The organism is Chakrabartyella piscis (assembly GCA_030067835.1).
GTDB lineage: Bacteria > Bacillota > Clostridia > Lachnospirales > Anaerotignaceae > Chakrabartyella > Chakrabartyella piscis.
The window spans coordinates 1821482-1843284 of the sequence record CP092441.1 but is presented as its reverse complement, the minus strand read 5'-3'; the positions used below and the strand labels follow the sequence as shown (position 1 = coordinate 1843284).

General features: G+C 37.7%; 22 protein-coding genes and 1 other annotated feature. Of the genes, 11 read left to right on the top strand and 11 right to left on the bottom strand.

Annotated elements, in window-relative coordinates:
* The first annotated feature begins 57 nt into the window (after positions 1 to 57).
* From MJY40_RS08200 to MJY40_RS08190, 3 genes are all read left to right on the top strand, one after another.
* Entirely contained in the window at positions 58 to 237 is a 180-nt protein-coding gene (locus MJY40_RS08200) for a DUF4250 domain-containing protein (protein WP_317853760.1), read from the top strand.
* 101 nt (positions 238 to 338) lie between these two features.
* Positions 339 to 560: a binding site (T-box leader), on the top strand.
* Positions 561 to 733: 173 nt separating this feature from the next.
* Complete coding sequence (locus MJY40_RS08195; RefSeq protein ID WP_317853759.1) at positions 734 to 3367, top strand: valine--tRNA ligase; 2634 nt, start codon at positions 734 to 736, stop codon at positions 3365 to 3367.
* Between the two features lie 377 nt (positions 3368 to 3744).
* Positions 3745 to 4737 (top strand): 2-dehydro-3-deoxygalactonokinase, encoded by a 993-nt coding sequence (locus tag MJY40_RS08190; RefSeq protein ID WP_317853758.1) that lies wholly within the window; start codon positions 3745 to 3747, stop codon positions 4735 to 4737.
* Positions 4738 to 5571: 834 nt separating this feature from the next.
* Here MJY40_RS08190 and MJY40_RS08185 read toward each other — a convergent pair.
* Both MJY40_RS08185 and MJY40_RS08180 read right to left on the bottom strand, forming a co-directional pair.
* Positions 5572 to 5940 carry a VOC family protein gene (locus MJY40_RS08185; RefSeq protein WP_317853757.1) on the bottom strand — a complete coding sequence of 123 codons (369 nt, stop codon included), beginning with the start codon at positions 5938 to 5940 and terminating at the stop codon, positions 5572 to 5574.
* A 32-nt stretch (positions 5941 to 5972) separates the two neighbouring features.
* Positions 5973 to 7493: a hypothetical protein gene (locus MJY40_RS08180; protein WP_317853756.1), complete on the bottom strand. Its 1521-nt coding sequence runs from the start codon at positions 7491 to 7493 to the stop codon at positions 5973 to 5975.
* A 183-nt stretch (positions 7494 to 7676) separates the two neighbouring features.
* Here MJY40_RS08180 and MJY40_RS08175 point away from each other — a divergent pair, with 183 nt between their 5' ends.
* The 6 genes from MJY40_RS08175 to MJY40_RS08150 all read left to right on the top strand — a co-directional run bounded on the left by MJY40_RS08175 (position 7677) and on the right by MJY40_RS08150 (position 11563).
* Positions 7677 to 7877, top strand: coding sequence for a hypothetical protein (locus MJY40_RS08175; protein ID WP_317853755.1), 201 nt, complete (start codon positions 7677 to 7679; stop codon positions 7875 to 7877).
* Between the two features lie 78 nt (positions 7878 to 7955).
* Positions 7956 to 8423, top strand: a complete 468-nt coding sequence (locus MJY40_RS08170) for a VOC family protein (RefSeq protein WP_317853754.1) — start codon at positions 7956 to 7958, stop codon at positions 8421 to 8423.
* Positions 8424 to 8552: 129 nt separating this feature from the next.
* Complete coding sequence (gene rbr, locus MJY40_RS08165) at positions 8553 to 9086, top strand: rubrerythrin (RefSeq protein ID WP_317853753.1); 534 nt, start codon at positions 8553 to 8555, stop codon at positions 9084 to 9086.
* Positions 9087 to 9165: 79 nt separating this feature from the next.
* Positions 9166 to 9852, top strand: coding sequence for a DNA/RNA nuclease SfsA (gene sfsA / locus MJY40_RS08160; RefSeq protein ID WP_317853752.1), 687 nt, complete (start codon positions 9166 to 9168; stop codon positions 9850 to 9852).
* Between the two features lie 139 nt (positions 9853 to 9991).
* Entirely contained in the window at positions 9992 to 11158 is a 1167-nt protein-coding gene (locus tag MJY40_RS08155; RefSeq protein ID WP_317853751.1) for a D-alanyl-D-alanine carboxypeptidase family protein, read from the top strand.
* 240 nt (positions 11159 to 11398) lie between these two features.
* On the top strand, positions 11399 to 11563 hold the full coding sequence (locus MJY40_RS08150) for a hypothetical protein (RefSeq protein ID WP_317853750.1): 165 nt from the start codon (positions 11399 to 11401) through the stop codon (positions 11561 to 11563).
* 390 nt (positions 11564 to 11953) lie between these two features.
* On the opposite strand, the gene MJY40_RS08145 is transcribed toward MJY40_RS08150, so the two are convergent.
* The 5 genes from MJY40_RS08145 to MJY40_RS08125 form a co-directional block, all read right to left on the bottom strand.
* Positions 11954 to 13657, bottom strand: a complete 1704-nt coding sequence (locus MJY40_RS08145) for a recombinase family protein (protein ID WP_317853749.1) — start codon at positions 13655 to 13657, stop codon at positions 11954 to 11956.
* A 94-nt stretch (positions 13658 to 13751) separates the two neighbouring features.
* Positions 13752 to 14030: a hypothetical protein gene (locus MJY40_RS08140; RefSeq protein ID WP_317853748.1), complete on the bottom strand. Its 279-nt coding sequence runs from the start codon at positions 14028 to 14030 to the stop codon at positions 13752 to 13754.
* Between the two features lie 2 nt (positions 14031 to 14032).
* The gene (locus tag MJY40_RS08135) at positions 14033 to 15220 is read right to left on the bottom strand and encodes a relaxase/mobilization nuclease domain-containing protein (RefSeq protein ID WP_317853747.1); all 1188 of its coding nucleotides are present in this window, start codon (positions 15218 to 15220) and stop codon (positions 14033 to 14035) included.
* Between the two features lie 14 nt (positions 15221 to 15234).
* Positions 15235 to 15609 (bottom strand): plasmid mobilization protein, encoded by a 375-nt coding sequence (locus tag MJY40_RS08130; RefSeq protein ID WP_317853746.1) that lies wholly within the window; start codon positions 15607 to 15609, stop codon positions 15235 to 15237.
* A gap of 272 nt (positions 15610 to 15881) precedes the next feature.
* A complete protein-coding gene (locus tag MJY40_RS08125; RefSeq protein ID WP_317853745.1) occupies positions 15882 to 16931 on the bottom strand; it encodes an AAA family ATPase in 1050 nt (349 codons plus the stop codon).
* Positions 16932 to 17069: 138 nt separating this feature from the next.
* Between MJY40_RS08125 and MJY40_RS08120 the strand changes: the two genes are divergently transcribed.
* Positions 17070 to 18143, top strand: coding sequence for a DUF6076 domain-containing protein (locus MJY40_RS08120; protein ID WP_317853744.1), 1074 nt, complete (start codon positions 17070 to 17072; stop codon positions 18141 to 18143).
* 49 nt (positions 18144 to 18192) lie between these two features.
* On the opposite strand, the gene MJY40_RS08115 is transcribed toward MJY40_RS08120, so the two are convergent.
* Genes MJY40_RS08115 through MJY40_RS08105 form a run of 3 tightly spaced genes read right to left on the bottom strand, consistent with a single transcriptional unit; the run spans position 18193 to position 19031 of the window.
* Positions 18193 to 18486, bottom strand: a complete 294-nt coding sequence (locus MJY40_RS08115; protein ID WP_317853743.1) for a DUF6809 family protein — start codon at positions 18484 to 18486, stop codon at positions 18193 to 18195.
* Complete coding sequence (locus MJY40_RS08110) at positions 18473 to 18790, bottom strand: DUF6809 family protein (protein WP_317853742.1); 318 nt, start codon at positions 18788 to 18790, stop codon at positions 18473 to 18475. Before MJY40_RS08110 ends, MJY40_RS08115 begins: the two co-directional genes overlap by 14 nt.
* Positions 18774 to 19031 carry a hypothetical protein gene (locus MJY40_RS08105; RefSeq protein ID WP_317853741.1) on the bottom strand — a complete coding sequence of 86 codons (258 nt, stop codon included), beginning with the start codon at positions 19029 to 19031 and terminating at the stop codon, positions 18774 to 18776. Before MJY40_RS08105 ends, MJY40_RS08110 begins: the two co-directional genes overlap by 17 nt.
* Before the next feature lie 205 nt (positions 19032 to 19236).
* Between MJY40_RS08105 and MJY40_RS08100 the strand changes: the two genes are divergently transcribed.
* Complete coding sequence (locus MJY40_RS08100) at positions 19237 to 20559, top strand: DNA cytosine methyltransferase (RefSeq protein ID WP_317853740.1); 1323 nt, start codon at positions 19237 to 19239, stop codon at positions 20557 to 20559.
* 37 nt (positions 20560 to 20596) lie between these two features.
* Here the strand turns inward: MJY40_RS08100 and MJY40_RS08095 are convergent, their stop codons facing one another.
* The gene (locus tag MJY40_RS08095) at positions 20597 to 21790 is read right to left on the bottom strand and encodes an MvaI/BcnI family restriction endonuclease (RefSeq protein WP_317853739.1); all 1194 of its coding nucleotides are present in this window, start codon (positions 21788 to 21790) and stop codon (positions 20597 to 20599) included.
* Between the last annotated feature and the right edge of the window lie 13 nt (positions 21791 to 21803).

Here is a 21803-nt window from a genome sequence, read left to right as displayed (position 1 = left end):
AGGGAATGGTCTTGACCATTCCGCTTTTGTGGCAATGAAAATGAGAAAGGAACAAATATGTCAAATTTACCAAAAGACCCAGTGATGCTGTTGAGTGTAATCAATACAAAATTGAGAGATACCTATTCCAACTTGGAACTGCTTTGCCAAGAAGAAGGCGTAGTGGTATCAGAATTGACTGCAAAATTGGCTGCAATTGACTATGTATACGATGCAAATAGCAACCAATTCAAATGAGTTTGATGCTGAAATGATAGATGAGCTATATGTATACAAAATAAATAAAGATTTTCACTTGACAAATTCGTGAAAATTGACTAAACTCTTCATAGAGATTGTAAAAGACAATGAAAAAGAGGAGTACACAAGGTCATTGGATAGAGAATGAGGGTCATCGGCTGTAAACCCTTTGCAAATGGACATGTGGAAGGTAGCTTTGGAGTTGTTTCACTGAAGAATTATTTGCGTAGGTGAAAACGGTTGATTGCGTTATAGGTCATAGAGTGCTTGCTTCTTTTGAAGCAGGAATTAAGGTGGTACCACGAGCTTTCGTCCTTTTGTTGGATGGAAGCTCTTTTTGTATGTTGCGTAATTTTGGGACATATAACGGGCGGTCACACAGGACTGCCCCTACAAAAACATTGAAAAATGAACTTGTAGGGGTGAACCTATGTGTTCACCCGAATCAAATACTAGATTATGGATGTATTGGGATGAATTAGGAGGAGAACACATGAAGGAATTGGCAAAAAATTTCGACCCTGCAGTGGTTGAAGAACGTTTGTACCAAACTTGGATGGAAAAGAAATATTTCCACACAGAAGTAGATAGAGATAAAAAACCATATTGTATCGTAATGCCACCACCAAATATCACAGGTCAATTGCATATGGGACATGCTTTGGATAACACCATGCAAGATATCCTCATTCGTTGGAAAAGAATGTCTGGTTATAATGCACTTTGGGTACCTGGTATTGACCATGCTTCCATTTCTACAGAATTGAAAGTAGTAGAAAAAATGGCATCTGAAGGCTTGACCAAATCCGATGTTGGTCGTGAAGGCTTCTTGGAACGTGCTTGGGATTGGAAAGAAGAATATGGCGGTATCATCTTGAACCAATTGAGAAAACTTGGTTGTTCTTGTGACTGGGATCGTGTTCGTTTCACAATGGACGAAGGTTGTTCTGATGCAGTTTTGGAAACATTCGCTCGTTTGTATGAAAAAGGCTATATCTATCGTGGTGAAAAAATCATCAACTGGTGTCCTGTTTGTCAAACCACCATCTCTGATGCAGAAGTAAACCATGTGGATACAGCTGGTCATTTCTACCACATTGAATATCCAATCGTTGGTTCCGATAAACGCTTGCGTTTGGCTACTACAAGACCAGAAACCATGCTTGGTGATACTGCAATTGCGGTACATCCAGATGATGAAAGATATGCTGACTTGGTTGGTAAATTCTGTATTTTGCCAATTATGAATACAGAAATCCCTATCATTGCAGATACCTATGTAGAAAAAGACTTTGGTACTGGCGTTGTTAAAATTACACCTGCTCATGACCCTAATGACTTTATGGTTGGAGAACGTCATAATCTTCCACGTATCAACGTTATGAATGACGATGGTACTATGAACGAAAATGCTGGCAAATATGAAGGTATGGATCGTTACGAATGTAGAGAAGCCATCATCAAAGAGCTCAAAGAAGATGGCTATTTGGTGGAAATCGAGGACATCCAACACGCAGTTGGTTGCCATGAAAGATGTAATGCACCTGTAGAACCTCTCATCAAATTGCAATGGTTCGTAAAAATGGAAGAAATGGCAAAGCCTGCTATTGATGTATACAAAAATAAAGAAATGCGCATCATTCCTGACCGTTTCGGCAAAACATACTTGCATTGGTTGGAAAATATTCGTGATTGGTGTATTTCTCGTCAACTTTGGTGGGGACATAGAATTCCAGCTTACTACTGTGCAGATTGTGGTCATATCACAATTTCCAAAACAACACCAGATTGTTGTGAAGCTTGTAAATCCAAAAATATTGAACAAGATCCAGATACACTCGATACATGGTTCAGTTCTGCATTGTGGCCTTTCTCCACATTGGGCTGGCCAGAAAATACAGAAGAATTGGATCACTTCTACCCAACAGGTACATTGATTACAGGCTATGATATCATCTTCTTCTGGGTAATTCGTATGGTATTCTCTGGTATGGAACAAATGGGCGAAATTCCATTCCATGACGTTTTGATTCATGGTTTGATTCGTGATGACCAAGGACGTAAATTCTCTAAATCTTTGGGCAATGGTATCGATCCTTTGGAAGTAATTGGCAACTATGGCGCTGACCCACTTCGTTTGATGTTGATTACAGGTAATGCGCCTGGTAACGATATGCGTTTCTATTGGGAACGTTTGGACAACTGTCGTAACTTCTGTAACAAAATCTGGAATGCTTCCAAATTCGTTATGATGAACGTAGAAGAAGGCAAAGAATACTCCAATGCCAACTTGACAGCAGCAGACAAATGGATTCTTTCCAAATTCAATACTTTGGCAAAAGAATTTGATGATAATATGAACACATATGACATGGGGCTTGCTGTTCAAAAAGTATATGATTTCTTGTGGGATGAATTCTGTGACTGGTACATCGAAATGGTAAAACCTCGTTTGTATAATACAGAAGACGAAACAAGAGATGCTGCACTTTGGACATTGCAAACAGTTCTCATCAATGGTTTGAAAATGATGCATCCATTTATGCCATTTATCACAGAAGAACTCTTTACAGCTTTGCAAGATGAAGAAGAAAGTATCATGATTTCCAACTTCCCTGTATATTCCGAAGAATGGAACTACAAAGAAAGCGAAATGGAAATTGATGCAATCAAAGAAGCAGTGCGTAACATCCGTAACGTACGTGCAGAGATGAACGTTGTACCTTCCAAAAAAGTACAAGTATTTGTTGTTTCTGAAAAAGAAGAAGTGCGTCATATCTTCGAACATTCCAAAGTATTCTTCAAAACTTTGGGTCACGCAAGTGAAGTCATTGTTTCTGAAAAACCAGAAGGCATTGGAGAAGATGCAGTTTCTTTGGTAATCACAGATGCAACCATCTATATGCCTTTGGCAGAATTGGTTGATTTTGCAAAAGAAATCGAACGTTTGGAAAAAGAAAAAGCAAAACTTGAAAAAGAAATTGATCGAGTAGTGAAAAAACTTTCCAACCAAGGATTTGTTGCAAAAGCACCAGCAGCAGTTATTGATGAAGAAAAAGCAAAAGAAGATAAATATAGAGCAATGTTGGAACAAGTGGAAGAGCGCTTGGGTCAAATGAAGAAATAAGACAAACAAATGGGGCATATCTTATGGGGTATGCCTTTAGTCTGTCAAAAAATTAAAGGTCTTTTTGTTTTTAGCGTCGCAGACTTTAATCCGCAGACGGAATCGCATTTCGTCGAGGACAAAAAGCGATTTCTAGGTGATTCGTAGAATCACTTGTGCGAGGAAATCGTCTTTTTTACTACTGACTACAACTTGAAATCCTGATTTCAAGCTATTTTATGAAAAAAAGATTTTGTGCACACCATACAGTTTTTGTGAAAAATCACGAAAATATTGTACATCTTCCATATACATTGACACTAGAAAAATTTAATTATATAATAAAAAAGATTTTATATGACAAAAAATAAATATTATATAGGAATATGGAGGGAATTATGTATCAAGTTTATGTGGATTCTGGAACAAGCAATTCTAAGCTCTATTTGATTCAAAATATGCAAACCATTGATACTGTCATTGCCAATGTTGGAACAAAAGATTCTGCCATTTCTGGTAGCAATGATGTGCTTTTGAAGGGTCTGAAAGAAATTTACGATATTGCATTGGAACGCAATCACTTACAAGATAGCGATATTGAAAGCATTTGCTTGTCTGGTATGGTGACTTATGTGTTTGGCATTGTAGAAGTACCTCATATCAGTACACCTGTTGATGTGAAAAAGCTGTGGGATTCTCGTTATTTGCACCAAGAAGACAAATATTTCCATAGAGAATTGATTTTGATTTGTGGTGCCAAAACAGCACAACCAAACCAAGTGGTGAATATGGAAAATATTGCATTGATGAATAGCGTTCGTGGCGAAGAAATCGAAGCCATTGGCATGGTAGCAGAAGGTGTATTCCCAAAAGGCACAGAAGGAGTTATGATTTCACCAGGATCACATACCCATCTATTGTATTTGAAAGATGGTGCAGTTACAGATATCGTTTCCAACTTTACAGGTGAACTGAATTATGCCATCAAAAAAGATACCATTTTGGGCGGTGAATTGTCTGACGAAGATGTCAAAATGAAACCAGAAGATGTTTTGCAAGGGTACAATGCAGTGAAAACATATGGTTTGGCAAGAGCTTTGTGCATCATCCATGCTACAAAGGTCTTTGATGTATGTGAAAATGCAGTGCGTAATGCGTTGTTGACTGGCATCATTGCTGGTGGCGTTATTGATATGCTTGCTTATAAAATGGAACATGAGTGGACAGATGTAAAAAAATGCGTCATCATCGGTGGCAAAAATTACATAGAAGCTTATAAAATCATTTGTGAGCATCTTTTGCCTGAATTGGAAGTGGAAATTGTAACTGGTAAAAAAGGTGAAAGCTATGCGTTGTATGGATACTATGCAATGGTCAATCAAGAACGATAATTGGAATATAAAGGGTTTGTAAAGAATTGTTATGCTTTGGTCAACTCTATTGCAAGGAATAAATCCCTATGCTAGAATGAATTTGCAAGTGCAACAAAAACATACCCTATATCTTTTTCATCAAAACCCAAAAAGCAGATACTTCCTCGGTATCTGTTTTTTATTTGTTTGTAATAAAATTTTAGTATGGAGTATATGTTTGTTATGCTTATAATCTGTAGTAAGGTGAATAGAGAATAGAATTAATTTTAGGTAGGAATTTATTCAAGTTTTAAAGCATTCAGACCTTACTTTTTACTGCTAAAAAGTAACAAAATCCACCACTACTTCCGAAGCGTGGAGCACGGTTCAAGGAGGCTGCGACTCCTCGAAACTCCTTTGCAAGGTGGAATAGAGGTGGCTATTGCTATAATTTTTGGCTTGAGCATACTTCCTTCATGGCTAGAGACGCATATTGAAATTCCTACAAATAGCAATCTTTAGGATTCCGCTTTGCGAGCAAAGGTTGAGTGGAAATCAAAATTCATTTGTTAAATTATTTAATTCTAATAGCGGGATGTCGAGGACGCCATCCCCTACAGAAGCACACTCTAACGTATTGTCATTCAGAGGAGCACCGTGACGAAGAATCCTTGGTTTTGCGGTCGATTCGTGAATCACCCCTACAAGTGCAATATATTTCAGATTTTGGTTTTTGTAGGGAGCGATGCCCTCATCGCTCCGTAACTACACATTATATTAATAACCTTCAGTAGTTTAATTCATCAATATTTATTTTAGAAGAGAAAATAAAAACCCCCTCAGCACAAACCAAGGAGGTAAAACATTCATTTCTTACATACGTGTAGGGATGATTTCCAACCAATATCCATCAGGATCGTTGATGAAATAAATACCCATTGCATCGTTTTCAAAACAGATACAACCCATTTCTTTGTGTTTTGCATGAGCAGCATCGTAATCTTTTGCACGGAATGCCAAATGGATTTCGTTTTCGCCAAGGTTGTATGGTTCTTTGCGATCACGCAACCATGTGAGCTCCAATTGGAAATCTGTTACACCATCACCAAGGTATACCAAAATCCAGCTACCATCAGGTGATTCTTTTCTACGCATTTCTTTGAGACCCAAAGCGTCAGCATAGAATTTCATGCTTTTTTCTAAATCCAAAACGTTGTAATTGTAATGAGCAAATGTAAACATAAAAATCCTCCTTTATATATATGAAATTAACTTTAGTGATGATGATATTCGTGGTCATGTCCACAACCGCAATGTTCACCGTGTTCATGATGATGTTCATGAAGGTGATGTTCATGTGAATTGGAAGCCACAGATTCATAACCAAATTCAGCAAAAACAGTACCAATCTTATCTACAATCAAAAGTTGTTGATCCAAAGAAGCGTGGTTGTCGATGTAATCCATCAGACGATTCATCACTTCTTGTACAGAGTAGATTGGAGGCAGAGCACCCATCAAAGTCTGCATTGCAACTTTACGCATTCCCATAGGCAAAGCATCAAAACTGGTGCGTGTATGTGCCAAGAAAGTAGCAAACAATTCAGAACGTTCTTCTTTTGTGGAAAGTGGTGCATTTTCATCAATTTGGAAATCAAACAATTCTTCATTCATATCGTTGAAATAACATTTACGAATATAATCTTCCATCATCAATGTTTTGGTGGTGTCTTCATCCAAATCAGCAAAGGATTGGATGCGTTCCATCATTTTCACTTCTTCTTTTCTAATAGCAGTTGCTCGATCAATGACAGGTTCAACAGCTGCTTCCAAACCTTCGTTTAAGGAATCCAAATAGGCTGCTTTTTCTGCCAATGTCAATTCACCACCAATGAAATCACAAACAGCGTGATACAAATCGGCATGTGAAATGCTTTGTTCTGTCAAATCTGCAAAGGAATAGGACAAAGTATACAACAAAACCAAAGAATTGATGTCGTGGAAGATACAAGAGAAGTATTCCTCGATTCCTTCCAATGTTTCAAAGGATTCTTGCATTTCAGCATACAAGTCATCCAATTCTTCGTTGGTGAGTTTGGCAGGATTGATTTGCTTTTTCTCTGCAATAAATTCTGCAAGCTCTGGGAAATATCTTCCATAAAGTTCATTGGTTTCTGGACAGCAGAAGTGTTCAAATGCTTGCAAAGATGCAGAAATTATAGGCAAACTTTCATCTGCAAAAGCGATTTCCAATGTTTCCAAAACTTCTTGGAAGAATTTATCACGGGTAATGGAAAGTGGCATACATTTGAGCATTTGGCTGATGTATTGTTTTTGTTCCATAACCGTTTCTGGACTTTCTAGGAAAGCATGACAATCTCCAAAGAACAAAGACCAGTCCACTTGTTTCTTACTCATCTCTTCATCAGCATATCTTCTGAGTGCCACTTGGTCACTAATCAAAGTGGAAATGATATTCCATTGTGAGAAATAGCTGTAAATGGTGCCATAAATGGTAAAGAGAGCTTGTTTCATCTCCATAGCAGATTGCAAAGCCAAAAGTTTTGCTTCCACATTGTCTTCAGAACCATCCAGCAACTCCTCCAAACCAAGGATATGAGTTCTGATATCTTTTCGAATTTGCAAAATATCATCGTGGATTGCATAGGGCAAAACCGTAACCCCAGCTTCTTCTTCCTCCATTACACTGATGAGCAACAAAAGTAAACTACCAACACCTTGGTGGTAGATGTAATCGGTGGACAGTTGTTTCAGTTTTTCTTCAAATTTAGACAATTCAACAACTCCTTTCGTATGTTTGTCTTTTTGACGCTACTTTTATTATAAAATAATTTTATGAAAAGTACAATAAGGAATTTGCAAGGTTATTTTAATTATCACCTGTGTGGCTTTGATTGCGCTATGGAATGTGATATAATGCAAATGTACATAAGAAAATTGAGAGTTGGAGGAAACAATATGTCCATGATGTTTTTATTGATGATATTGGCGGGTGCAGTTGGATTTGGTGCAATCGTTTCTTTGGTCGTTGTTTTATTGTTACAAAGGAATTCAGACACAACTTCTATTGGTAAATGGATTGTGGCATCGTTGGCAATCAATGTGCTGGTTTTGATTGTCATAGGTGGTTTTATTTGTAAGTATTTATTTGGCTTTTAATATTGTCCCAATTATGGATAAAGAGACTCAGTTAATACATAAGATTGTTTATATAACAAGAAAGTGAGGCAAACCGCAATGATATATACCGCTACACTAATTGTCGTAAAGGATATGGAGATATCCAAGAAGTTTTACCAAGATGTTTTGGGTTTAGATGTTATTTCCGATTTTGGGGCAAATGTCACATTAGCAGGTGGGATTGCTTTACAGACTATTGATACATGGATAAATTTTATTCATAAAAAGAGCAAAGAAATTGTTTTTCAAAACAACGCTGTTGAACTGTATTTCGAAGAAGATGATATTGACATCTTTGTTTCAAAATTATCCAATATTGAAGATTTAGAATATGTTCATTCATTATTTGAACATCCTTGGGGACAACGTGTAGTACGCTTTTACGACCCAGATAAGCACATCGTTGAAGTTGGGGAAAATATGGTTATGGTTGTAAGAAAGTTTATAGACAGTGGTTTATCTGTTCAAGAAACTGCTATCCGAATGGACGTGCCTGTTGATTATGTGCAATCCTGTTTGCCATAGATTATAAGCATAATTGGAAGTATGCACTGGGGTTCATTATCTTTAATTGGGACTTAATATTTAATTTTTGCATAATCTTCTTAATTTTGGTAATTCTAATACCACCAAAACAAGAGGAGGAATTCATATATGGAACTCAAAGGAAGCAAAACAGAACAAAATTTATTGGCAGCATTTGGTGGTGAATCCATGGCAGCCATGAAGTATCAATTTTATGGCAAGCAAGCCAAAAAAGACGGATATGAGCAAATCAAAGGGTATTTTGAAGAAACTGCCTATAACGAAAGAGCACATGCACAAAGAATGTTTCAGTTTTTGAGTGGTGTTGGCACTACAGAAGAAAATTTGCTTGCTGGAGCCAATGGAGAACATGAAGAATGGGCTGATATCTATTCAGAAATGGCGCAGGTTGCAAAGGATGAAGGTTTTGTAGAAATCAGCATTTTCTTCCAAGGAATTGCCAAAATTGAAAAGGATCATGAAGAGCGTTATCGTGAACTGTTGCAGTTGCTCAAAGATGGTAAAGTATTCAAAGGCGATGCCAATACCGTTTGGATTTGTAGACATTGTGGTCATGTGTATGTTGGAGAACAACCACCACAAAAATGTCCTGTTTGCTTGCATCCACAGGCATACTTTGAACGCAAAAAACACAATTATTGAACCATTATGGAAATATAATATTGTTGTAGGGGCGTCCCTGTGTGGGCGCCCGTTAATTAATAGTACATAGGAGAACATCATGAACTACAACAACATAATTGAAGGTAAATTCATCAAACGCATCAATCGTTTTTGTGCCACAGTGGACATAAATGGCGTTACAGAAACGGTACATGTAAAAACAACTGGAAGATGTGAAGAACTGTTTGTGGCAGGTGCAAAGGTCTATTTGGAACCTTCTGATAACCCAAATCGCAAAACGAAATATTCCTTGATTGCAGTCTACAAAGGGGATGTTTTGGTAAATGTAGATTCCCAAGCACCCAATTTTGTTGGTGCAGAAGCCTTGGTAGAAGGACTTCTATTGGAAATTGGAGACGTGGATTTCATCAGACGAGAAATGAAATATGGCGATTCTCGTTTGGATATCTTTTTCATGGCTGGTGAACGAAAAGGGTTTATTGAAATCAAAGGGGTCACCTTGGAAGAAGATGGTGTGGCACGTTTTCCAGATGCACCTACTGTCAGAGGGCGTAAACACCTCCTAGAGCTTGCAAAAGCTGTAGTAGAAGGATATGAGTGCTATGTGCTGTTTGTCATTCAAATGGGCAATACAAGGGTATTTTCGCCACATTGGAACAAAGACAAAGCATTTTCTGAAACATTGGTGGAGGTACAACAAAATGGAGTGGAAATCTTGGCATATGATTGCACTGTTTTGCCAGATACTTTGGAAATCAGAAAGCAGATTCCAGTCCAATTGTAAGTCTTTGACACTAAGGTGAAACTATAGCAATATGGTTTGTCAAATTTTCAGTGTCATTCTGAACACAGTGAAGAATCTTATATTCTATCCAACCCAAAACAGGCATAAACTGATATAAATAGCCTATGGAGGAATGAATATGAAGAAAAGATGGATCTCAATTACAAGCATGGTAACAGTTTGCGTAAGCCTTCTGTTGCCTTTTTCTATTTATGGAGCAGATGGCACTGAAATTGTTTTGGAGTCCAAAAGTGCAGTGCTTATGGATCAAGATACAGGTGAAGTCATGTTTGCAAAGAATGAACACGATTCTATGCCACTGGCAAGTGTGACCAAGATTATGACCATGCTTTTGGCATATGAAGCAGAAGCAAAAGGACAGTTTGGTTGGGAAGATATTGTGACGGTCAGCGAACATGCAGCTGGTATGGGTGGTTCACAAGTCTATTTGGAAGCGGGTGAACAACAAACAGCACACGATATGATGAAATGTATTGCAATTGCTTCAGCAAACGATGCAGCAGTTGCCATGGCTGAATTTGTGGCTGGAAGTGAAGAAGCATTTGTGGTGCAAATGAATGAACGAGCAAGAGAGCTTGGTATGGAGGATACCCAGTTTGTCAATGCCTGTGGTTTGGATGCAGATGGTCACTATAGCAGTGCTTATGACATTGCGCTTATGAGTCGTGAACTGATGAGCAACTTCCCAGAAATCCAAGAATTTACCACCACATGGCAAGATACCATCGTACATAGCACCAAAAGAGGAGATGAAGAATTTGGTTTGACCAATACCAATAAACTCATTCAATGGTATCCAGATACAACAGGTCTCAAAACCGGTTCTACAGGCAATGCATTGTATTGTTTCTCAGGTACAGCAGAACGTGATGATATGCGACTCATTGCCACAATTATGGCAGCACCAGATTACAAAATTCGATTTGAGGAAGCTATGACACTCTTGGATTATGGGTTCAATAATTTTGTGGTAGAAAAAGGATATGAAATAGGTCGTAATATGGGATATGTTTCAGTAGAAAAGGGTTCGTTGGATGAAGTGGAAGCAGTAGTAGCAGAAGAGATATCAGTTCTCTTGCCAAAGGGTGAAACAGGTGAATGGGAAACGAAAATTGACTTGTTGCCAGTTGCAAAAGCACCTATCCAAAAGGATGCCAAAATAGGAGAATTGATTTATTTGCTCAATGGTGAAGAAGTGGGTAGAAGCGATTTGATTGCAGCAAAAGAAGTTGCAAAAGCAAGCCTACAAGAAATATTGGAAAAAATGCTTGTGAATTGGTGCTAGAAGTATTGTACATCAAATGCTTATAATCTGTAGTATCGTTTGTTTTGTAGGCGTGACGTTTCGTCACCCGTTGGAATGTTTGTGAATTAATATTAGGTAGGAATTTATTCACGTTTTAAAGCATTCAGACCTTACTTTTTGACACCAAAAAGTAACAAAAAGTGCCACTACTTCCGAAGCGTGGAGCACGGTTCAAGGGCTTTGCAAGCCCTTAAAAATCCCCTACAAGGTGGAATAGACATGGCTATTGCTATAATTTATGGCTTGAGCGTACTTCCTTCAAGGCTGGTGACGCTTAATCTAATTTATCAAAATAGCAATTTTCTGGATTCCACTTTGCAAGCAAAGGCTGAGTGGAACTCAAAAATTATTTATTCACTACTCACTTTGCTTTTGAAGCAGTAATTAGGAGGTGAGGGGCTTGTCACTCACGGTCTAATCGTAGGATTTACACCACCACACTTTTTACTTTCGGGGGTATTTTTAAAGGGGTCGTGTTAGACCCCTTTAAATCGGGGCTCCACGCCTTCGAAACGAGTGGTGGTTTTGGGGTACCTTTTGCCACCAAAAGGTACGGTCTATAAGTCTTTAACATTTAAATAAATTAAAGGATTGAATTATTATATTTATCTTCTTGCTTCACTACACATTATATAAATAATCTACAAGTTCTTGATTTCTTTACAACAAAAATCCCCCATACATTTGGACAGTAGTCACAAGGACACTTTGTGACCACCCCCTAAAGATTGGGGCGTTAGGCAGACAGTTGCGGCTGTCTGCCTTTTCTTTTGCCTACATTGCGAGTAACATATCGTGCTGCTCGATGATTTCATCGGTGTCAATTTTACAGAATTCCTCAATCGGTTCAATATCAAACTCTTTCTTCACATCACTCAGCATTCCAATGTCACGATAATAAATCCAAATATCCTGTGGCGCTGTGCGAGAATACTTTTCTGCCTTTTCACCAACTACAATCTTCTCAACAAATAGATGCAGTATCTCTGGAGTAAGCTCTGTGAGGTCTGTATATTTTTTTGCCTTTTCGATGAACCTATCCACATTGGTTAGCGAATTTTTTTGCTTTTCAATATCCTCTTTTGCTTTTGGGATATTGATTCTAAGTGATTTTTGTTCTGCTGTGTATTCCTCTGACAGCGTTCTATAATGTTCATCAGGAATACGACCAAGCACATTGTCCTCATAAAGTCTTTTGAAAAGTACAGTTAGTTCAATATCTCTTTTGGTCATGATATCAAGTTCTTTTTGCAATTTATTGATGGTAGCTCTTGTTTCTACGGTGTTTTTCTCGTTGATATGCTTTGTAAACAAGGCTTCATCTTGCCTTGCAAAGTGTGTTACTCGCTTGATGTCATCTAAGATAATTTTATCCAGTATGGTCTGCCTTAGATAATGTGAACTGCATTCCTCTTTTCCATATCGCTTGTAAGTGGAACACATAAAATTATTTTTACTCTCAGCCATTGTATGCGCACGATGCAAATTTAGCATCTTACCACAGTCAGCACAGAAGATAAGACCAGAGTATGGGTTCGGGGTATCCATCTCTTTGACAGAGCGCTTTTTGCTTTGTCTTAGTTGCTGAGCGATATCCCAAACCTCTTTTTTGATGATAGCTTGATGGGTATTTTCAAATCTAAGCCACTCATTTTCAGGTCTGATAATTTGCTTTTTGTTTTTGTATGATGCTGTTGTATGTTGCATACTAACAGTATTTCCGATGTAAGTTTCATCATCTAAGATATTCACGATGCTATTACCACGCCAACGATATGGTCTTGTTGTATCCAATTGATTCGTTTTTGCACCTGTTTTTTGATAATTGTAATTGCTCGGATTGAGTATTTCTTCCTCCGATAGTTGCCTTGCAATTTGGTTTGGACCTCTACCTTCCAAACAGAGATTAAAGATGTACTGCACAATAGATGCTGTTTCTGGGTTAGGTATAATCTGCTTTGGATCATTTTCATCTTTCATATATCCATAGGGAGGCTTGCCTAATCTTTCACCTCGTTCAGCCTGAGCCTTTTTGACTGCACGAATTTTCTTACTACAATCCTTGGCATAAAAATCATTGAACAGATTACGAAATGGTGTAAAATCATTGTCACCATATAGGGTATCCACTGCATCGTTGATTGCAATAAATCTCACTTTGTAGTTCGGGAATGTATGCTCCAAGAGATATCCTGTCTGCAAATAATCCCTGCCTAGTCGGCTCATATCTTTTACGATTAAAGTTTCCACTTGTCCACTTTCAATCATAGACATGATTTCGTTCCACGAAGGTCGGTTGAAATTTGTACCACTGTACCCATCGTCAAATAGAAATTTGCAGTTCTCAAAGCCTTTTTCTTCCGCATATTTTTCTAACATCAATCGCTGATTGCCGATGCTGTTGCTCTCGCCATCTCGGTCATCTTCTTGGCTCAATCGCCCGTAAAGTATTGTATATTTTTTGTCGTTTGCCTTCATTAAAATCCTCCTTTTCGTTTGTGACAAACTAAATACGGTAACACCAACACTACCATATCCAGCCCCAAATATCTATCACCAATACCAACAAGATTTACTTACATAAATCATTCCCTATAATCGTCAGCATTTTCTTTGTTGGTGTAGAGGTAGCAGTAACTGGAAACACAGAATGCACTACAATCCTCTTGCCATCTACATCCATATCACGTTCTATGATGTGGCGAGTGTCATCGCTGTAAACAAAGCTATCTGCAAAAGTTCTTTTGAGATTGCCCACGCTATCACTTTGCCAAATTACTTCCGTTGTTTCATACGCTCCCAATATTTTTGTATCCAAATAATGTCGTGCAACTTCTTTGTCATTTCTCATAATCAATATCCTCCTATTGTCATCGTAAAATCTTGTTCCTGTTCTTCTTCAAATTCCTGTGTGTTTTCTGGCTCTTGTTTCAACTCTTCAATGATAGTATCCAACTCACTAAGTTTTATCTCACCATTTTCAAAGCTATTCATCATCTCAATCAGTGCATATACACCAACAAATGACAGCGCAGTTAGTGCTGCAAGGTCTGCGATTTCAGCAAGCTCATCATCATAGTTTTGTGCCTGTTCAAACTGGTTAAGGGTGTAGAGTATTTCTTTGCCGACTTCTAGCGTGAGTGCTTTTGTAGGCTTAGGTTGTGGTTTGAGTAATTCTTCACGCTCATATTCCCAGCCTGTTTTAATATCAGAAGTACAATCACCTTGTCTAATTTCAAACTCTCGCTCCATATTTTCTTTAAGATATTTCTTGCCATAGAGCTTATCATCTCGGACCTTTTTGCCATTGGGGCCGGTGTAGGTGATTGTTTGTCTGCCATCTTCCCATTTGACTTCATAGCCTTGATTTATCATTTCTGTGATAAAATCATCTTTGCTTTTCGCTTTTTTCATGGCTGTTTCTATGGCGAGACACAGCTGAAACTTCCAACTCGTGCCACGCTCTCTGGCACGTCTTTCGGCTCTGCCCATCGTTTTACTTCTACCATAGGTGTAAGTTTCAAGGGTGCTAAGACCATATTCTTTGCAGATGTTATCAGAAGTTAAGCGCAGTTTTCTAAGTGTATTCGGTGGTTGATGTAGCTTTTTGCCAGTTTCAAAGCTGACTGAATTGATGATAAAATGGCTGTGCAGATGGTCGTTATCCATGTGGGTTGCAATCAAAACCTCAAAATCTTTGTAGTGTTCTTCGGCGAGTTTCATTGCGATTTCGTGTGCCATCTTCGGTGAAATATTTTCATCCTCCTTGAAACTTTGAGTGTAGTGGTAGAATTGCAGTCCATCGGTTTTGTGATAACTTGCCTTGGTGGAGATGAATTCAGCGTAAGCAGTTTCTGGAGTGCAGTTTAATCCAGAGATGAGTTTTATTTCACATTGTTGGTTGTTACTTCGGACTTGATGCTTTGCATCTAAATTTTCACGACTGATACCAGTTTTTTCACGCTGGCATACATAGGCAATCACACCACGAAGGGTGGCTGCCCTTTGAGTTTTGTACTTAACAAAATTGACTGTTGCCATAAAACGCCACCTCCTTACAAACCGATTTTCCATCGTTCTGGATCAAAAACAAAGTTGGAATGCTCCGTTTCAGAACGCAACTGTTCATTTTTATCGTCACATAAATCTGCCAAGACCTCGTGGATTTTTCCCAGTTGTTCTTTGGTTTCCTGCAAATCTATGACTGAAAAATGCCCCATATTAGACCTTGTGGTCAGTTGATTTAGGTTATTGCCTATGCGTTTTAACTCCGTTTGCAGTGGTTTTAAACCATCAATCACTACAATTTCTTTGTTGAAAACAGCGTACCTAATAAAATCTGCTTGGCTCATTTTTGCTTTTTTAGCGAGTATCGCAAGTTGTTTTTTCTCTTTTTCGCTTGCTCTAAAGTTGATAAATTTGTCTTTCAATCACATCACTCCTTATGGTGTTCAAAAGTGGGTTTGGGCTTCTGCCCATTCAGTAGGATTTTGCGACTACACAGGCGCTCTGCTCGCCCCAACCGAGGTTGGGTATTTCACGTCTACACCTCTGCAAATGTCTATACTTTGCATAGTTTTATTACAGAAAATATGAGGTGAGCTACCGTTTCGGTAGTTCGTGGAAACAGGCGGTATTTTTCTGTTTAGGTGTTACTATGCCACCTCTAACATTAAAGCCGCACACAAGGGCAACAATCGGCTCACACGTTCCCAGACACTGCTGACACCTCAGACGGCAAATTATCACCCCCACCCACATCTGTTTCAAGTGTCATATCCGTCATCATGTCATAAGTGAGTGTAAATTCTCGCCTTTCGTAAGTTCGTTTGTCGATGTAGCTAATGCCATTTTTACTAAGTTCAGAAATGTGTTTAATGATTTTCTTTTTCAGTGTTGATGGAGAATAGTCACCATTTAATTTTTCGATTAGTTCAGTTGCTGTACCAGTAAATGAAGTTTCAGATTTTATAAAATCACAGAGAATAGAAATTTCATTAGGGGTTGTAATTTTTTCAACCTCTATTGCTGAAATTGTTTCCCACAAAAAAGTTTCTTTGCTCCATTCCAAATAGATTTCTCGTTGTTCAATATCTCGACCAACGCAAATTAGTTTGGCTGCATTATTTGTTCTTTTCTCTTTCTGCAAAATGAAATTCGTATCGGCACTTCCGCTAATTCCACTTGAACCACTAATCATATTGACAGGATCGTTATCGTGGGTTTTTCGCAAATGATGAATAAGCAGAATAGCAATTTTGTGCTTGTCGGCAATGTTTTTCAGAACATCAATATCATCATAATCACGTTCGTAGACATTTGCATTGGGATTGCTTTTGTCACGAACTTTTTGCAGTGTGTCAATGATAATTAGTCCAGTGTTTTGATGTTCGGCAATGTAATCTTCCACCTGTTTTTCAAGTCCATCACCAATGCGACCACTCATAATTGCAAACTGTAATGTTGGTGGTGCATCATCTGTAATTTTAAATAGCCTGTCTTGAATTCTTGCAAAGCTATCTTCGAGGCACAGATACAATACGTCTGATTTAGTGGTGGTGAATTCCCACAGTTTTTCTCCTTTGGACACTTGTAGCGCAAGCCATAGAGCCAACCACGATTTTCCTATTTTAGGTGAGCCTGCAAGAATATGAAGACCACTGGAGAGTAGTCCATCTACAATAAATTTCAGCGGTGGCATCGGTGTGTGCATTAAAGTTTCAGCGTCTATTGTTTTTAGTTTTTCTTTCATTTTGATTCCCTTTCTTTCAGTATCTGATTGACTTATATTTCCATCTCTGATACAATCATAACAGATATAAATTTTCCTGCAAGAGTTTGGGCAAAAGGTAGGTATGCTTTCAAAACTCTATCGGATACGGAGGCGCTTATGTTTTTAATGAACCATGATTTTTTAGACAGGTTTGATGTGTCGTTTACAAAAAAAGAAAGTATCCTAAGCGGTAAAATCTACCCTTTAGGATACTTTGCGAATTATGTTTTGGAGATGGACAAAAGCATTTTGCGTGAAATTTCAAGAAAAACAGAAACTTTTAAGTACGAATTCAATATTTTCCTATCTACCAGAGATGTGACCTCTGCTGCCTTAGCCAACGAAGCATTGCTATCGCTGTGGTTGCTGATTGCCAAACTGCCTGTGTATCGTTTGGTGTGTGAACACGACAACAAAGTCAATTATTTAATCAGCTATATGCGTGAGCATCCAGACGAGGTCGATGATATGATGACCGCTGGCACTGCACGAAACCAGATGCTAAATTTGTGGCTTTATAACTTAGATAATCTTGTGCCGAGCATTAAGAATTTTATTCAAAAAACAGATTTTATGCTAGAGAACTATTTTGAGAATTTGCCCTCACGAAAGCCAGAAAGTTATGTGCGAGCTTATGGAAAATACAAACGTGACATTGTAAATGGATATGATATTGCAGACCAAGAAGATGAGGATACCACAGAGCTTGATTTGCACCAGTTGACTTTTCCATTTTCATTATCTTTCGCACCCAAACAACACCCAAAAACAAAAGAGGTATTTTTAGCAGAAGTAATTACCTTTGGTACATTGGAAAGTTTTCTATATACTGATTTAATGAAAGCAATGACGGCAGGTAACGTGCCACGCAAGTGTCACAACTGTGGTAAATATTTTCTTGCTGTGGGTGGATATGATACGGTTTATTGCAAACGCATTGCACCAGATGAGAAAACTAAAACTTGCCGAAAGGTTGGCGCTCATAAAAAAGAAAAAGAGAAGAATGGTAGCTCTATGATTCAGAAAGAATATGCCAAAGTTTACAACCGATTAAAGACCAGAAAAAATCGTGGCACTATCTCCATTGATGAGTGGAACGAGAAAGTTTCACTGGCACAGGAGCTGAAGGAAAAAGTTAATGGCGGTGAGATTTCTGATGTGAAATATAAGGCTTTGATGGATAGGATATAGCAAAAAGCTCGTGGATTAATTCTCACGAGCTTTCAATATTTGTTGGATGTTAGATGTCATCTTTCAAGCAGTTTTTTATATCGTCAGAACACAACTCAATGCCAAGTCTTGCGCCTAATTTGAACCCCATAGTAAAGTGGGATACCGAGCTTTCGCCAAGTAGGGTGCCATATGCGGTTTCGTATTTGATGAATAGGTTTTTCAGTTCTCCATCTAAGTTTTTCATAAGGATTTCTTCCAGTTCGGCAACAGTTTCCATAGCTGAATGATAATTTTTATTACCATCGCAGCAGTGACCATTGGGATCAATGTTTCCGAAGTATAGTTCTTCAATGATATTCATCTGTTTGTACCTCCATAGCAAAAGGTGGCTGCACTTCAGTTGATTCTGAAACGTAGCCACCTTGGTTGTAATGTTTTAATTCAGTTGTGATACCAAGACCTAAACGCAAGCCACAGATAAAACTTTCTTCGGTTTGTAGTGTGGTAATCATCATCAGGTTGTCGATGATTTTCAAAACTTTTCTTCTGTCCGCTTTTGAAAGGGTTTGGATTAACTCTTTATGATTTTCTTCAATTTCTGCGTTCAAATCCACTTGAGGACTTGGCTTATAAAAATCCTTGAATAATTTATTTAGTGTTTCCATTGTGATCCTCCAGACATGACAACAGGGATACCAACTCAGATTCGACTTCTGAAATGGTATCCCTGTTTTTGATTAAGTTTAAAGTTTGCAAGACTGTGTGCTTGACGGTCAGCATTAAAATGATGTGGGTCTCATCTGATGGATCGCAGTGCTGATAGTTGAGCCAGAAGTCTTTGAATACTTCGCCATGGATATTGTATTTGTCGCTGCCCACGAACTGTTCGATTGTATAGTTTGCCATTTTGTGTTCCTCCTTTGGTTTTTGTTAAGGAACACAATACCACAAGAGGGGTGGAATAGCTATATGGCATATGAACCATTTTGTTATGTTAAAATCTGAACAGATTATACTTAAACAACTAAATAAATGAACAAATAAAATAACCCTGGACTTTTACGAATGAATATGTTATAATAATATTATTAGTAGGAGCAGGAGGTGCATTATGTTATATGCTTTAGATTTTTTCTGTGGTGCAGGAGGCATGAGCGAAGGTTTACTGCAAGCAGGTTTTCATATTTTATTTTCCAATGATTTGAGCCCAGATGTGCAAAAGACTTATATGAATAGGCATGAACAATTAGGTTTTGTTCAAGATGTAAACACACATTTCCATTGTGGAGATATTTCTAAATTAGATAGTGAATTTGTTTTTGAAAAAATCAACAATCTAACATTTTTTGATGAGAATAACAAACCGCCTGAAAAAATAGATGCTATTTTTGGTGGTCCTCCATGTCAAGGTTTTAGTCGAGCTGGTAAGCGCAGAGTTGATGATCCTAGAAATTTACTTTTCAAAGAATATTTAAGAATTATAAACGAAATCAAGCCTAGATATGTTGTAATGGAAAATGTTCAAGGTTTTAATGACACCAAATTTTATGATTTCGTAGGAACAACGGGAAATCAATATAAAAATGGTATGACTGCACCTGAAATATTGTTAAATGAATTCGATCTAATTGGATATAATGTATTAACCCCACAAATTTTAGATGCTTCTAATTTCGGTGTGCCACAAAAAAGAAAAAGAGCGATTTTTATCGCATATTTAAAAGACGAAAAAATGCCTAAGTATCCAACGCCGACTCACGATAGTAATAGCGCATTAACCGTTGCTGATGCGATAAGCGATTTAATCTTACCTGTTGAAAATCGACCAAAGAAATTAACAAAGTATCAACTTGAATCAAGAAAAGGAAGAACTCCTACTTTGTCTGGATATCCTATTGAACACAGTGGTTTTCAATATAATACTGAATTATCAAATCATCAACATTTGATAATAGAACGATTCTCTCTATTCAAAGAAGGAGAAGATGGTTCAAATGTAAGAAAGCGAATTTTAGAAGAAGGGATAGATCTATCTAATAAGCCCCATATAGTAAAGCATTGTTCTGAAAAATTAAGTCTGGAAAAAGATGAGATTATACGTAAATTCAAAAACAATGATATAGATAATGATATGTTAGATGCTTTACTTACAAAAAAAACAATACGAACACGTCTTTGCAAAAACAGCCCATCTTTAACAGTTGTGACATTGCCAGATGACTATATTTCTCCCTTTGAAGATCGCACATTCTCCGTTCGAGAAATGGCAAGATTGCAGTCTTTTGATGACAGTTTCGAATTTTTAAGCAAGCGTACCACCGGCGGACCAAGAAGGAAGTTAGAAGTCCCACAATATACACAAGTAGGTAATGCGGTACCACCTTTATTGGCAAAAGCTATCGCTCTTGAAATAAAAAAAGCCTTGTTAGGATAGTAATACCCACCATCGAAGCAGGTGGTGGGTATTACCTTTATAGAATGTATTCTGCTGGTTCAGGGAATAGCATATTTATGTGCTTGGGTTTGATTTTAAAAATATAACCATGATCTCTTACTTTTCCATTATCTTTAATATGCATCGTGTAATCCATAGTTATGATGCCAGAATCAAATAAATGTCCAAGTATTGACGCTGTTGGTTTTTTAGTATGCACAACAGAGTCGTATCTGAAAAACTCTTTATCATCTTCAATTTTCGAAGTTGCCTTCACCCAAAAAGTTTCCTTATGTTTTTCTAGGAGTCTATCTCTCAGTAATTTCAAGCTCCATTGGGCTACGTATTCATCAACTCCATCTTTTCTACAGTAGTTAATCAGTAAGTCTTTTTCTACATCTACCCTGAAGAATAAACCTTGTGGATTTGGGCGATTCGCCTCTACAGTACAATAAAGGTTAAAACGACGAGATCCTCTATCTTCACTCCAGTATCCATATTTAGTAATCAGTGTATGGGCAGTCATACCATTACTATTTTTCCAATCAGGTACTTGAGTATATAAATTAACTCTATTAGGTTGACCTTGTTTCTTTCGGGAGCATTTTATTTCGATACCCTTATAATCTGGCTGCTTAGATGCATTTGGTTCTATTCCTAACAAGCTTTCGCACGTCATACCTACACCTGTGTCCCCATGTGTAACCGATTCAACGAAGCCAAGCTGATGGATAATTTTTAATTTTCCTAACAGTTCATTTGCAATCTTGCTATCTTCTTCGGCTAATGAATTTAACACGTCTGCCACAAACATTTTATTTTCAATAGAACGGATCACATCTTCATCAGAAAGGTTAAATACATAAAGTTTTCCTTCTGATGCCACGAAAGCAAGCAAGTTGTTAGGTTTACAATATTTCTTGATACCATTAACCCAAATTCTTGGATCGCCTTGCTTGGTGAGTGGTCGATATAATGAAGTATGAGTTTCTATTTTCTGTTCTGAAGATACTAAGAAAGTCGGACACATAACTTTATGCTCTGGACCTTGTTCTTGTTCAAAAAAATTATGAATACCTTTGATTTCGAGAAAATTTCTCAGCGGCGCAATAGCATCCATTATAGATTTTTTGTATCCCGTAATTGTCGGAACAAGGAAAGATACATCTAACCCTCTGCTCGAAAATATATCAAGTACACTTTCTAGATTTTTATCTGACATTGATAGCATAGTTAATTCTCCT